We start from the raw sequence: 12,901 nt of genomic DNA, 5'->3' as shown, positions 1-12,901 counted from the left end.
AGAGGGAGAGGATTGCCAGAGGGTGGGGCGCAGTAAACGTTTTTTCGCACTCTATTGGTGCGATCTGCTGGCTTATATCAAAGCACCGGTAGCTCGCTCAGATAGTGCAGATCCGGTCGTGGCGGCATCGCCAGCGTTGCTACGCCAGTCATGTGTTGAGTCAGAACGTATTCATCGGGATCTTCAGGTAGACAATGCCGTTGTCTTCCGCCGGCGGGAAGTTTCCGGCTCGCACATTCACTTGAATCGCCGGCAGCATCAGCGTCGGCATACATAAGCCCCCATCGCGCTGGGTGCGCATCTCGACGAAGGCTGCTTCGTCGATACCGTCATGCACATGAATATTGCTTTTGCGCTGCTCGCCGACGGTGGTCATGCACTGGGAAGTGCGGCCAGCTGGCGGGTAGTCGTGACAGACATAGAGACGAGTGTCGGTGGGGAAGGCCAGCAGTTTGTGCATCGAGGCGAACAGCTGATTGGCGTCACCGCCGGGAAAGTCGCAGCGGGCGGTGCCGACGTCAGGCATGAACAGCGTGTCGCCCACCAGAATCAATTCATCGTCGATCAGATAGGCCATGTCGGCCGGGGTGTGTCCTGGCACATGCAGCGCCTTGGCCTTGAGGTTGCCGATGGCAAATTCTTCGTCCGGTGCGAACAAATGGTCGAACTGCGAACCGTCGCTGCGAAACTCCGGCTCAAGATTGAACAGGCTTTTGAAGACCTTTTGTACCTGGCTGATGGACTGGCCGATGGCGATCTTGCCACCCAGCTCACGGCGCAGGTAAGGCGCGGCGGACAGGTGATCGGCGTGGGCGTGGGTTTCCAGCAGCCATTGGGTTTGCAACTGGTGCTCACGGACGAAAGCAATCACCCGGTCAGCCTGAGTGGTGTCGGTTCGGCCGGACGCCGGGTGGTAATCGAGCACCGAATCGACAATCGCGCAGGGGCTGCCGTCGTGTTCGTAGATCACGTAGGTGTAGGTCGATGAGGCGTTGTCAAAAAAAGCTTCAATCAAGGCGGACATGATGGCCGGTTCTGTCTGAATGAGTGTCGAGGGTAATTTCATTTTCCCCATGCTGACCAGCCCCGCGTTAATTGAATGAAGGAAAAAAGCTGCTCGGGCTCTATCCTGTTACTCAATCGATACCGGGCGTTCCCGGCTTATTTCATGGATTACGAGTTTTTTATGTTGCTGGCAAGTTTCTTTGGTGTGGTGATGGGCCTGATCCTGGGGTTGACCGGGGCCGGTGGCGGTATTCTTGCGGTGCCGGCCCTGGTACTCGGGTTGGGCTGGAGCATGACCCACGCAGCGCCGGTGGCGTTGTTTGCGGTGGGCAGTGCAGCGGCGGTCGGCGCCATTGACGGCTTGCGTCATGGGCTGGTGCGATATCGCGCGGCGTTGTTGATTGCCTTATTGGGTGCGGTGTTTTCCCCGGTGGGCATCTACTTCGCCCATCAGTTGCCGGAAAAAATCCTGATGATCCTCTTCAGCCTGCTGATGGTCATGGTGGCCTGGCGGATGCTGCGGCGAGAAAAACAGCAGCCGGGGCCGAGCGACCATGGCCATGCCAACTGGGGCCAGAAAAACTGCATGCTCGATCAACAGACCGGACGCTTTTCCTGGACCGCCAAATGCACCGCGACCCTGGCTGCGCTGGGGGCGGTGACCGGAGTGGTTTCAGGCTTGCTCGGGGTCGGCGGCGGATTCCTGATCGTCCCGGCGTTCAAGCAACTGACTGATGTACAGATGCGCGGCATTGTCGCCACGTCCCTGATGGTCATCAGTTTGATTTCAGCGATTGGGGTAATCGCCGCTTTTCATGCCGGTGTGACCATCGATGCCTTGGGCGCGGCGTTCATCGTCGCCAGCATCGTCGGCATGCTGATCGGTCGCCGGCTGTGCGCCCGGGTCCCGGCCCGCATGCTGCAGATGGGGTTTGCCAGCGTTTGCCTGGTGGTGGCCGGTTACATGCTGTTCAAGGCTTGAGGGTTGAACGGATGCCTACACAAGGGCAGCCATCGGCGGCAACGTACCCAGCAGGGAAACCGCCGCCACGGCCGCCACTCCCAGCAGCCACTCCAGCATCACGCTGGTGCGCAACGTCGACAGGCGTTGTTCGCAGTTCTTGATCCTCAAGCGATTGAACAGCGCCAGGCCAAGCATGGCGCTGACCAACAGCACCTTGATCAGCAGAATCAGCGCGAACCCGGACAGCAGTGGTGTCGGCAAGAAGGCCCCGGTCAACACCCGGACGTTGATCAGACCGGTCACCAGCAAACCCGCCACCAACCCATAACCGACCCCGCTGAAGCGTTGCAGTATCGGCCCGACAGCATAAGTGGCCGGGCGCAGCAGAATCATCACCAGCAGCATCAACCCGCCCAGCCAGGCACCGACGCAGGTCAGGTGAATCACTTGGTTGAGGATCAGCAACTGGCCACTGAGGCCATCGAGCATGGCGCCGTGGCCGACCGGGGCGAGGGTAACCAGCAGCAGGCAGCTCAGAAGCATACGCAGCGCAAACGAGTTTTTCAGCGGGCTTAGCAGGCAGACCACAAGCAGCCCGTTGAACAGCAGGTGCCAACGCCAGACCTGTCCGAAGAAGGTGTTGCTCAACACCAATTGCACGGTCGGCCAATCGAACGCCGCCGACAGCGAGCCGGCCATGCTGGCGGTGATCAACAGCAGCCAGCAAACCCCGGTGAACAAGGCGAACCCGGCGAGCAGCCGACTCAGTCCGGCGAGGCGTTGATCGAGTGTCGCGCGTGCTTGGGTCAGCGGCTCATGGCGCAACAACAGGGGTCTGAAGATACAGGCCCCAAACAGCATCAGCACGACGGCAAAATGCAGGAAGCGGCACAGGACCAGCGCGTTCGACATCTGTTACTGACTCACCTTGAAACTGTACTTGCCATCGCTTTTGTGAGTGTCGACCGACACCGCATGCCATTCGACCTTGTATTCACCGGCGGTCAGAGATGCAGTGGGGGTGACGACCAGGGTCTTTTTATCGGCGCTTTCGGTGGCGATGCTTTTCACGGCAACGGCTACGCCATCCTTGCTGATATCGACTTTGGTGAAACTGGCTTCTACCCCTTCGGAGAACACCAGGCGCAACTCGGCAGGTGCGGCAACGCTGCTGTCGGCGGCCGGTGTCGAGCTTTTCAGGTGAGCGTGAGCAAACACCGAGGACGCGGCGAACAGCGAGCCGAGCAAGGCCGTCACAGTCAGGGCTTTTTTGAGCAACATCGGTCAGCACCTATCAGGCAGATTGGAAGAGGCGTCAGTTTACCTTTGCCTCCCGTGCTGTACGACGTTTCGTTTCGTAGGTGGCGAATGCTAGTCTTGGTCAATGCAGCTGTCAGGGAGCCCTTATGGGCAATCACAAAATCGAGATCCGTCGCAGTAACGTCGAGAAAATCCTGCTGGCCGCCGAGAAGGTCTTCGCCGAGAAAGGCTTTGGCAGTACGACGATGGCCGATATCGCTAAGGAAGTGCAACTGCCGCGCTCCAATCTGCATTACTACTTCAGCACCAAAACCGAACTGTACAGCGCGGTGTTGTTCGATTTGCTGGAAGTCTGGAAGCAGGATGCGCTGTGCTTCGAGATGTTCGATGATCCACGGGTGGTGCTCAGCAGTTACATCCGCGCCAAGATGAACCATTCCCGCAGCCGGCCTTATGGCTCGAAAGTCTGGGCCAATGAAATCATTCACGGAGCGCCGACCCTGGGCGAGGCGCTGGACGCCAGCCTGTACGACTGGGCCAAGATGAAGGAAGCGAAAATTCGCCAGTGGGTGGAGGACAAACGCATCCTGCCGCTAGAGCCTTCAAGCCTGCTGTACATGATCTGGGCCTCGACCCAGCATTACGCCGACTTCGATCATCAGATCAACATCCTCAACGACCATCAAGCACTGTCGGACATGCAGTTCGAGCGCGCAGTGCAGACCGTGACCAGCGTGATTTTGCGGGGGATCGGGTTGGAGCCTTGAGATGTGTTACACGGCTGATGGCCTCATCGCGAGCAAACGGAACGCCGCCCGGCTGCTCCCACATTGGATCTCCAGCGTTCACCAGATCCCTGTGGGAGCGAGCTTGCTCGCGATGGCGTCTGATCAAGCGACGCGAATCTTAACTGGCGACGTGATACGGATTCCTCGGATCATGGTTCCAGTCCAGAAACGCTTTCCCGTTATCGACAGACACCATCTCGATGCAGTCCTGCACCGGGCAGGTGATCTGGCACAGGTTGCAGCCCACGCACTCGTCGTCGATCACTTCATATTTGTGCGTGCCGTCCGGCTGCTTCAGGCTGGCGATGGCCTGGTGCGAGGTGTCTTCGCAGGCGATGTGACAACGGCCGCAGCCAATGCAGGCCTGCTGGTCGATCTTGGCGATCACTTGATAGTTGATGTCCAGGTACTTCCAGTCCGTGGTATTGCCCACTGCACGCCCGGAAAAATCCTGCACGCTTGAGTAACCTTGGCTGTCCATCCAGCGTGACAATCCGTCTTTCATCTCCTCGACGATCCGAAAGCCATGCAGCATTGCTGCCGTGCACACCTGCACCGCGCCACTGCCCAGGGCCATGAATTCCGCCGCGTCACGCCAACTGCCGATACCGCCGATGCCACAGATGGGCAAGCCTTGGGTCTGCGGGTCGCGGGCGATTTCGGCGACCATGTTCAAGGCAATCGGTTTGACCGCTGAACCGCAGTAGCCGCCGTGGGTGCTCTGGCTGCCAACCATCGGATGCGCAACCATGCGATCCAGGTCAATGCTGGTGATCGAGTTGATGGTGTTGATCAGCGACACCGCATCGGCACCGCCACGGTAGGCCGCTCGAGCAGCGACGCGGATGTCGGTGATGTTCGGCGTCAGTTTGACGATCACCGGCAGTGAGCAATAGGTCTTGCACCAACGGGTGACCTGCTCGACGTATTCCGGCACCTGGCCGACTGCCGCACCCATGCCCCGTTCCGGCATGCCGTGTGGGCAACCGAAGTTCAGCTCGATACCATCGGCGCCGGTGGCTTCTACCAGCGGCAGGATGTTTTTCCAGGATTCCTCGACGCAGGGCACCATCAGCGACACGATCAGAGCGCGATCCGGCCAGTCCTTTTTGACCTGGGTGATTTCCCGCAGATTGATTTCCAGCGAGCGGTCGGTAATCAGCTCGATGTTGTTGATGCCCATGACCTCACGGTTAGCACCAAAGTGCGCGGAGTAACGCGATGAGACGTTGACCGCCGCCGGGTCTTCCCCCAGGGTTTTCCAGACCACGCCACCCCAGCCGGCCTCGAACGCGCGGACCACGTTGTAGGCCTTGTCAGTGGGCGGCGCGGAGGCCAGCCAGAACGGGTTGGGGGCTTTGATGCCGGCGAAGACAATCGAGAGATCGGCCATTTACGCAGCCTCCACGTTGAGCATGAGTTGGGCATGGATCGCTTGCGCCGCGAGTTTGCCGTGCTGCACGGCCTGCACGGTGAGGTCCTGATCGAGACTGGTGCAATCGCCACCGGCATACACGCCGGGGATGCTGGTACGCATCTGTTCGTCTACCTGAATCCGTTCGCCCTCGCGTTTCAGCTCGCGGGCCAGCGGATCACTCAGTGCGCTGTCGTCGAAGCGCTGGCCGATGGCTTTGAAGATCGCATCGGCGGCCAGCTCGAAAGTTTCCCCAGTGTTGATCAGTCGGCCGTTTTCCATACGTGTGCGGGCGAAACGCATGCCGCGCACCTGGCCTTTATCGTCGAGCAGGACTTCCTGCGGTTGCGCCCAGGTCATCAGCCGTACCTGATTGGCCTTGGCGATGTCCTGCTCATGTCCCGTCGCGCCCATGTCCTCAAGACCCCGGCGATACACCAGATTGACGTCGTGTGCACCGAGGCGGGCCATTTGCACGGCCATGTCGATTGCCGTGTTGCCGGCGCCGAGGACGATGCAATGATCGGCCAGCGGCAGTTGTGTCAGGTCATCGGCCTGGCGCAGTTCGCGGATGTAATCGGTGGCGGCCAGTAGCCCTGGAGCGTCTTCGTCGGCCAGCCCCAGGTGTTTGCTGGCGGCAAGACCGAGGCCGAGGAATACTGCGTCGAACTGCTGATGCAGTTCGCTGAGGCTCAGGTTCTCACCGAGTTTTTGCCCATGGCGGATTTCGATGCCGCCGATTTCCAGCAGGAAATCCAGCTCGTGCTGAGCAAAGTCATCCACCAGTTTGTATTTGGCGATCCCGTATTCGTTGAGACCGCCGGCTTTTTCGCGAGCTTCGAAAATCACCACCTCGTGGCCGTGCATGGCGCTGCGGTGCGCACAGGACAAACCGGCAGGCCCGGCACCGACCACGGCAATCCGTTTACCGGTGGCCGCCGCGCGTTTGAACGGGTGCTCCGTGAAGTGCGCGTTGTCGATGGCGTAGCGCTGCAACAGACCGATCAACACCGGCGCGCATTCCTCGGCGTTGTTGCGCACGCAGGCATGCTGGCAGAGGATTTCTGTCGGACAGACCCGGGCGCAACTACCGCCCAGGATGTTTGCCGAGAGAATTGTTTGCGCGGCGCCCTGGACGTTCTCTTGATGGATGTTGCGAATGAACGACGGGATATCGATCTCGCTCGGGCACGCGTTGACGCAGGGCGCGTCGTAGCAATACAGGCAGCGCGAGGCTTCCAGATGCGCCTGACGGTCGTTGAGCGGCGGCGCCAGGTCGGTGAAGTGGCCGGCGAGGGTGACCGCATCCTCAGTAGGATGCGGGAGGTGGTTCAGGGTCTTGATCACAGTGTTGGCCTCACGGTTATTTGAGGTATTGCCTCTGATGGGCATTGTTTTTTGTAGTTAGTGATGACGCCATCGCGAGCAAGCTCGCTCCCACAAGGGAATGCATTTCAAATGTGGGAGCGAGCTTGCTCGCGATAGGCCGAAGGCCGCTTTCAGCGTTTGACAGCAGTCGGCCTGTGCAACTCAGCGCGTTTGCTCAGCAGGTCGAACACCGCCGGATAAGCCGGGCGTTCGATGTAGCGCCCGGTCCCCCGTTCGGCGCGCAGGTCGCCGTCGGCCCAGACCAATTTTCCCTGGCTGATGGTATGGCTGGGCACGCCGCGCACGGTCTTGCCTTCAAAAATATTGAAGTCGACGTTTTGGTGATGGGTCTTGGCAGAGAGGGTGCGTGTACCTTGCGGGTCCCACAGCACCAGGTCGGCATCGGCGCCGACCCGGATCGAACCTTTGCGCGGGTAGAGGTTGAAGATTTTTGCAGTGTTGGTGGAGGTCAGCGCGACGAAATCCTGCATCGACAGGCGCCCGGTGTTGACCCCTTCATCCCAGAGCACCGCCATGCGATCTTCGATGCCGGCCGTGCCGTTGGGGATCTTGCTGAAGTCGTCACGGCCCGCGGCTTTCTGCTCAGCACAGAAACAGCAGTGGTCGGTGGCGGTGGTGTGCAGGTTGCCCGATTGCAGACCATGCCAAAGGGCTTCCTGATGGCCGCGCGGACGGAAGGGCGGACTCATCACGTAACCGGCAGCGGTTTGCCAGTCCGGATGTTGGTAAACGCTGTCGTCCAGCAGTAAATGCCCGGCCAGCACTTCGCCGTAGACCGGTTGGCCCTTGCTGCGGGCATAGGTGATTTCATCCAGCGCCTCGCGGGTCGAAACGTGAACCAGGTACAGCGGCGTGCCAAGGGTTTCAGCGATACGGATCGCCCGGCTCGCGGCCTCACCTTCAACCTGGGAGGGCCGCGACAGCGGGTGCGCTTCAGGGCCGGTGATGCCTTGGGCCATCAGCTTGCGTTGCAGGTGATAAACCAGTTCGCCGTTTTCCGCATGTACGGTCGGCACTGCGCCGAGTTCCAGACAGCGCTCGAAACTCGCGACCAGCGTGTCGTCAGCCGCCATGATCGCGTTTTTGTATGCCATGAAATGCTTGAAGCTGTTGACCCCGTGCAGGCGTACCAGCTCGGCCATTTCTTCGCGAACCTGTTCGCTCCACCAGGTGATGGCGACGTGAAAACCGTAGTCTGAGGCTGATTTCTCGGCCCAGCCGCGCCATTGATGGAAGGCTTCCAGTAGCGACTGCTGCGGATTGGGAATGACAAAGTCGATGATCGAGGTGGTGCCGCCGGCCAGACCTGCCGCCGTACCGCTGAAAAAATCTTCGCTGGCCACGGTGCCCATGAAGGGCAGTTGCATGTGCGTGTGCGGGTCGATGCCGCCGGGCATCAGGTATTGGCCGCTGCCGTCGAGCACTTCGCAGCCTGCGGGAGTATCGAGGTTATTGCCAATGGCTTTGATCACGCCGTCGGCGCACAAGACATCAGCGCGATAACTTTCATCATGGGTAATAACGGTGGCGCCACGGATCAACAGAGACATTCCGAGTTCCTCGCAGGCAAAACCTGCTTGTGCCGGTTCTAAGTGTTTTATATGTAGCAGGCTAAGGAAGTTTTATTCCTGTCAGCGCTGTCAGGAATAGACGCTAGCTGGAGATATTGGATTGGGCAAGAATATTTTTTATAAGCTTATGACTTAATTAACGTATTGAAATTAAACGAATAAAACTACAGATCACCAAAATGGTGAGGCCCCTCACCATTTTGACGCACTTGACAGGATCGAAATATGGTCAAGATTTCCTATGTGAAATCAGCTATTTGAGGTGCGCCTGTGGCTGACAGAAAAAATACAAAATAAATGTAACGCACCAGATTGAGTCCGGACGGTTCGGACAACTTGCCGGGCATTTTGCCTGAGTGCCCAAGCACGTATTCGCGGACTCGATAGTTGTTTAAATAAAACTGATGAACATCAGTTGCTTACATGGATTTTACTGATGCACCCAGGTCGTCGGCAGACCGTCCGGCATGCTTATTGATTGCCGCTGCTGACACCTTGGCCGGTCGGTAAAAGTCGTCAGTTCTCCGGCCATCGTCCGGCTCGCGGTCCAACCGCTGGCCAGCCTGATGAGCAAAATAATCAAAAGAACAGTGGAGCGGCCATGCAACAGAACAGATCGCACGTCACCGAGCGCGAAGGGTTGTACGAACTGGACGCCGGCAGCGACGTCCTCGACAGTCCCCGGTACAACCACGACATTGCGCCGACCAAGGTGCACGAACGAACCTGGAACAAATGGCACATCACCGCACTGTGGATCGGCATGTCGGTTTGCGTGCCGACCTACACCCTCGGCGGGGTGCTCACTGCGTACTTCGGCCTGACCGTAGGTGAGGCACTGCTGGCGATTCTGCTGGCCAACGTCATTGTGCTGATTCCGCTGACCCTGAACGCCTTCGCAGGCACCAAGTACGGCATTCCGTTTCCGGTATTGCTGCGTTCATCCTTTGGGGTGATCGGCTCCAACGTGCCGTGCCTGATCCGTGCGCTGGTGGCTTGCGGCTGGTTCGGTATCCAGACGATGTTTGGCGGGCTGGCGATTCACCTGTTCCTCGGCTCGATTTTCGACGGTTGGAAATCCCTTGGGGGCACCGGTGAAGTAATCGGTTTCATGATGTTCTGGGCGCTGAACCTATGGGTGGTACTGCGCGGGGCCGAGTCGATCAAATGGCTGGAAACGCTTTCGGCACCGCTATTGGTGCTGGTGGGGCTGGGCCTGCTGGTGTGGGCCATGCCGAATGTGTCGCTGACCGAGTTGCTGGCAATCCCGGCCAAACGTCCTGAAGGCGCCAGCGTGACCAGTTACTTCCTTGCCGGGCTGACCGCGATGGTCGGGTTCTGGGCGACCTTGTCGCTGAACATTCCGGACTTCAGCCGTTACGCCAAAAGCCAGAAGGACCAGATCCTCGGGCAGATTTTCGGCTTGCCGCTGACCATGTTCCTGTTCGCCTCGCTGGGGGTGGTGATGACCGCTGCGTCAGCGAAACTGGTGGGCGTAACCGTGTCTGATCCGGTCAGCCTGATCGGGCACATTCAGAGTCCGGTCTGGGTGGCGGTCGCCATGGCGCTGATCATCATCGCCACGCTGTCGACCAACACCGCAGCCAACATCGTGTCGCCGACCAACGACTTTCAGAACCTCGCGCCCAAACTCATCAACCGCACCAAAGCGGTGATGCTGACCGGTCTGGTAGGACTGGCGCTGATGGGCCACGAACTGCTGAAGAAGCTGGGGCTGATCATCTCCGATGTCAGCCTGGAGACGGTTTATTCCAACTGGTTGCTCGGCTATTCGAGCCTGCTCGGGCCGATTGCCGGGATCATGGTGGTGGACTATTTCCTGATCAAGAAACAACAGCTGGATCTGGCGGGTCTGTACCGCGATGACGTGTACCCGGCGTGGAACTGGAACGGCTTCATCGCCTTCGGCGTGCCGGTGGTGTTGACCTTACTGTCGCTGGGCAGCGATGCCTTCAGCTGGTTCTACAGCTACGGCTGGTTCACCGGCTCGGCTCTTGGCGGTTTGATGTACTACGGTTTGTGTTCGATGCGAACAAGTCCGTCTGTTGCGAAATCTGCGGTGTGAGGGATGGCCTCATCGCGAGCAAGCTCGCTCCCACATGGGTTTTGTGAACACTGGAGATCCACTGTGGGAGCGAGCTTGCTCGCGATGACGGCCTCAAATACACCAAGGAATTGCCTGAAGAAACCCATAAAAATTAGTCTGAAGGAGATCACCATGAACGCAGCCGTAGACGTTCTGCAGTCCAGCCATCAGCACATCAACCGCGACCGCCTCTGGCAGTCGCTCATGGAGTTGGCCAAGCTCGGCGCCACGGTCAAGGGCGGCGTCTGTCGCCTGGCGCTGACCGATCTTGACCGCCAGGCCCGCGACATTTTTGTCAGGTGGTGCGAGGAGGCGGGCTGCACGGTGAGCGTCGACGCCGTCGGCAACATCTTCGCCCGCCGCGCCGGACGTAATCCGCAACTGCCACCGGTGATGACTGGCAGCCACATCGACACCCAACCCACCGGCGGCAAGTTCGACGGCTGTTTCGGCGTACTGGCCGGGGTCGAAGTACTGCGTACCCTCAACGATCTGGGCGTGGAAACCGAGGCGCCGCTGGAAGTGGTGGTCTGGACCAACGAAGAAGGCTCGCGTTTCGCCCCGTGCATGATGGGCTCCGGGGTGTTTGCCGAAAAATTCACCCTCGAAGAAACTCTGGCCAAGACCGACGCCAGCGGGGTGACCGTGGGTGAGGCGTTGAATGCCATCGGCTATGCCGGTCCGCGCAAGGTCAGTGGCCACGCAGTCGGTGCCTACTTTGAAGCGCATATCGAGCAAGGCCCGATTCTGGAAGACGAGAGCAAAACCATTGGCGTGGTGATGGGCGCGTTGGGGCAGAAGTGGTTCGACCTGAAACTGCGCGGCGTCGAGGCTCACGCCGGACCAACTCCGATGCATTTGCGCAAGGATGCATTGGTCGGCGCTGCCGCCGTTGTCGCCGCGGTGAACCGCACCGCCCTGGGTCACCAACCTCACGCCTGTGGCACCGTCGGTTGCCTGCAAGCCTATCCGGGCTCGCGCAACGTCATCCCCGGCGAAGTGCGCATGACCCTGGACTTCCGTCATCTGGAGCCGGCGCGACTGGACTCGATGATCGCCGAGGTGCGGCAGGTGATCGACAGCACCTGCGATGAGCACGGTCTGAGCTTCGAACTGACCCCGACCGCCGACTTCCCACCGCTGTATTTCGACAAGGGCTGCATCGAGGCAGTGCGTGGTGCGGCGCAAGGTCTTGGGTTGTCACACATGGACATCGTCAGCGGGGCAGGGCATGACGCGATTTTCCTCGCCGAGCTGGGGCCGGCCGGAATGATCTTCGTCCCCTGCGAGGGCGGCATTAGCCACAACGAAATCGAAAACGCCACACCGGATGACCTGGCAGCCGGTTGCGCGGTGTTGTTGCGGGCGATGCTGGCGGCTTCGGCGGCGATTGCCAGTGGTGAGTTGGCGGCCTGAAAGACCGACGTGCACCGGTGGGCTGCATCAGTGCACGTTATCCCCCAGGTCCAGAGGCCCTGACCTAAGTGTTTGATGTGTTCAACGACGGGTCTGCAGGACATTGAAAATGAGCATGCCCGCCAGCATGGCAATCACAAACACCCAGGCCTGCCAGTGTCCCGTGGGCAGCAGCACCAGTGCCGGGCCCGGGCACATACCGGCAATGCCCCAGCCGACGCCGAACAGCAGACTGCCACCGATCAGGCGTCGATCCAGTTCACGGCTTACCGGCAGTTGCATGGGTAAGCCCAGCAGGGATTTTTTCTGTTTCATGGCCCAGTGAAACGGTACCCACGCTATGGCAATGGCCCCGATCATGACCAAGGCCAGGGACGGGTCCCAAAGCCCGGTAATGTCCAGAAAGCCCAGTACTTTGGCCGGGTTGGCCATACCGGCCAGCAACAGGCCAATGCCGAACAGCAAACCGGCAATAAACGCAGTCAGTTTTCTCATGCTCAATTCCCCAGCAGATGACGCAAGATGAACACCGTCGTAAAACCGGTGAACATGAAGCACAGCGTGGCGATGATCGAGCGCGGAGAAAGACGCGAAATGCCGCATACACCATGACCACTGGTGCAACCTGCGCCATAGCGGGTGCCGATGCCCACCAGCAGCCCGGCCACGATCAGGCCCAGGGTGCCGGTTTTGAACTCGATACCAGGCTGTCCGAGGAACAGCACCCACAGCACCGGTGCCGCCAGCAATCCCAGGATGAACAGGGCTTTTTCTCCCGAGGCCGAATCTCTGGGGCCAAGCAGGCTGCCCAACAACCCGCTGATGCCTGCGACACGACCGCTGGCGACCACCCACAAACCGGCAGCGAGACCGATCAGCGCGCCTCCAGCCAGCGCGGACCATGGGGTGAAGTGAAGCGAATCGAACGTCATGACAACTCTCCGGGTGGGTAATGGGCGGCACTAAACCACTCTTTTTGCCTTGAGC

12 protein-coding genes are annotated in these 12,901 nt (G+C 59.6%); 4 read left to right on the top strand and 8 right to left on the bottom strand.

The genetic code is table 11. The features are described 5' to 3' along the window. Nucleotides 1-160: 160 nt before the first annotated feature. Nucleotides 161-1,024 (bottom strand): MBL fold metallo-hydrolase, encoded by an 864-nt coding sequence (locus AC1RPZ_RS02765; protein WP_493134579.1) that lies wholly within the window; start codon nt 1,022-1,024, stop codon nt 161-163. Between the two features lie 162 nt (nt 1,025-1,186). Here AC1RPZ_RS02765 and AC1RPZ_RS02760 point away from each other — a divergent pair, with 162 nt between their 5' ends. Beyond that, the gene (locus AC1RPZ_RS02760) at nt 1,187-1,987 is read left to right on the top strand and encodes a sulfite exporter TauE/SafE family protein (protein ID WP_493134577.1); all 801 of its coding nucleotides are present in this window, start codon (nt 1,187-1,189) and stop codon (nt 1,985-1,987) included. A 15-nt stretch (nt 1,988-2,002) separates the two neighbouring features. On the opposite strand, the gene copD is transcribed toward AC1RPZ_RS02760, so the two are convergent. Together copD and copC are read right to left on the bottom strand one after the other, a co-directional pair. Continuing rightward, nucleotides 2,003-2,881, bottom strand: a complete 879-nt coding sequence (gene copD, locus AC1RPZ_RS02755) for a copper homeostasis membrane protein CopD (RefSeq protein WP_493134575.1) — start codon at nt 2,879-2,881, stop codon at nt 2,003-2,005. A 3-nt stretch (nt 2,882-2,884) separates the two neighbouring features. Next, the gene (gene copC, locus AC1RPZ_RS02750) at nt 2,885-3,250 is read right to left on the bottom strand and encodes a copper homeostasis periplasmic binding protein CopC (protein ID WP_493134570.1); all 366 of its coding nucleotides are present in this window, start codon (nt 3,248-3,250) and stop codon (nt 2,885-2,887) included. A gap of 125 nt (nt 3,251-3,375) precedes the next feature. Here copC and AC1RPZ_RS02745 point away from each other — a divergent pair, with 125 nt between their 5' ends. Then, nucleotides 3,376-3,996, top strand: coding sequence for a TetR/AcrR family transcriptional regulator (locus AC1RPZ_RS02745; protein ID WP_493134567.1), 621 nt, complete (start codon nt 3,376-3,378; stop codon nt 3,994-3,996). A gap of 139 nt (nt 3,997-4,135) precedes the next feature. On the opposite strand, the gene preA is transcribed toward AC1RPZ_RS02745, so the two are convergent. The 3 genes from preA to hydA form a co-directional block, all read right to left on the bottom strand. Continuing rightward, entirely contained in the window at nt 4,136-5,410 is a 1,275-nt protein-coding gene (preA, locus tag AC1RPZ_RS02740; protein ID WP_493134565.1) for an NAD-dependent dihydropyrimidine dehydrogenase subunit PreA, read from the bottom strand. After that, a complete protein-coding gene (locus AC1RPZ_RS02735) occupies nt 5,411-6,778 on the bottom strand; it encodes an NAD(P)-dependent oxidoreductase (RefSeq protein WP_493134563.1) in 1,368 nt (455 codons plus the stop codon). A 152-nt stretch (nt 6,779-6,930) separates the two neighbouring features. Beyond that, entirely contained in the window at nt 6,931-8,370 is a 1,440-nt protein-coding gene (hydA, locus tag AC1RPZ_RS02730; RefSeq protein WP_493134561.1) for a dihydropyrimidinase, read from the bottom strand. A 622-nt stretch (nt 8,371-8,992) separates the two neighbouring features. Here hydA and AC1RPZ_RS02725 point away from each other — a divergent pair. Continuing rightward, nucleotides 8,993-10,477, top strand: coding sequence for an NCS1 family nucleobase:cation symporter-1 (locus AC1RPZ_RS02725; protein ID WP_493134559.1), 1,485 nt, complete (start codon nt 8,993-8,995; stop codon nt 10,475-10,477). Nucleotides 10,478-10,630: 153 nt separating this feature from the next. Then, a complete protein-coding gene (locus AC1RPZ_RS02720; protein WP_493134557.1) occupies nt 10,631-11,914 on the top strand; it encodes a Zn-dependent hydrolase in 1,284 nt (427 codons plus the stop codon). Between the two features lie 81 nt (nt 11,915-11,995). On the opposite strand, the gene AC1RPZ_RS02715 is transcribed toward AC1RPZ_RS02720, so the two are convergent. Both AC1RPZ_RS02715 and AC1RPZ_RS02710 read right to left on the bottom strand, forming a co-directional pair. Then, nucleotides 11,996-12,409: a DUF6691 family protein gene (locus AC1RPZ_RS02715; protein WP_493134555.1), complete on the bottom strand. Its 414-nt coding sequence runs from the start codon at nt 12,407-12,409 to the stop codon at nt 11,996-11,998. 2 nt (nt 12,410-12,411) lie between these two features. Continuing rightward, the gene (locus AC1RPZ_RS02710; protein WP_493134553.1) at nt 12,412-12,846 is read right to left on the bottom strand and encodes a YeeE/YedE family protein; all 435 of its coding nucleotides are present in this window, start codon (nt 12,844-12,846) and stop codon (nt 12,412-12,414) included. Between the last annotated feature and the right edge of the window lie 55 nt (nt 12,847-12,901).

It is taken from the genome of Pseudomonas sp. GW822-FHT02D10 (genome assembly GCF_058802345.1).
This window is presented reverse-complemented; position numbering and strand designations above follow the sequence as displayed.

Bases quoted from the DNA above. Each gene is read 5' to 3' on its own strand.
- AC1RPZ_RS02760 (WP_493134577.1), top strand. From the start codon at position 1,187: ATGTTGCTGGCAAGTTTCTTTGGTGTGGTGATGGGCCTGATCCTGGGG.
- AC1RPZ_RS02710 (WP_493134553.1), bottom strand. From the start codon at position 12,846: ATGACGTTCGATTCGCTTCACTTCACCCCATGGTCCGCGCTGGCTGGA.
- copC (WP_493134570.1), bottom strand. From the start codon at position 3,250: ATGTTGCTCAAAAAAGCCCTGACTGTGACGGCCTTGCTCGGCTCGCTG.
- AC1RPZ_RS02745 (WP_493134567.1), top strand. From the start codon at position 3,376: ATGGGCAATCACAAAATCGAGATCCGTCGCAGTAACGTCGAGAAAATC.
- AC1RPZ_RS02720 (WP_493134557.1), top strand. From the start codon at position 10,631: ATGAACGCAGCCGTAGACGTTCTGCAGTCCAGCCATCAGCACATCAAC.
- AC1RPZ_RS02765 (WP_493134579.1), bottom strand. From the start codon at position 1,024: ATGTCCGCCTTGATTGAAGCTTTTTTTGACAACGCCTCATCGACCTAC.
- AC1RPZ_RS02715 (WP_493134555.1), bottom strand. From the start codon at position 12,409: ATGAGAAAACTGACTGCGTTTATTGCCGGTTTGCTGTTCGGCATTGGC.
- hydA (WP_493134561.1), bottom strand. From the start codon at position 8,370: ATGTCTCTGTTGATCCGTGGCGCCACCGTTATTACCCATGATGAAAGT.
- AC1RPZ_RS02725 (WP_493134559.1), top strand. From the start codon at position 8,993: ATGCAACAGAACAGATCGCACGTCACCGAGCGCGAAGGGTTGTACGAA.
- preA (WP_493134565.1), bottom strand. From the start codon at position 5,410: ATGGCCGATCTCTCGATTGTCTTCGCCGGCATCAAAGCCCCCAACCCG.
- copD (WP_493134575.1), bottom strand. From the start codon at position 2,881: ATGTCGAACGCGCTGGTCCTGTGCCGCTTCCTGCATTTTGCCGTCGTG.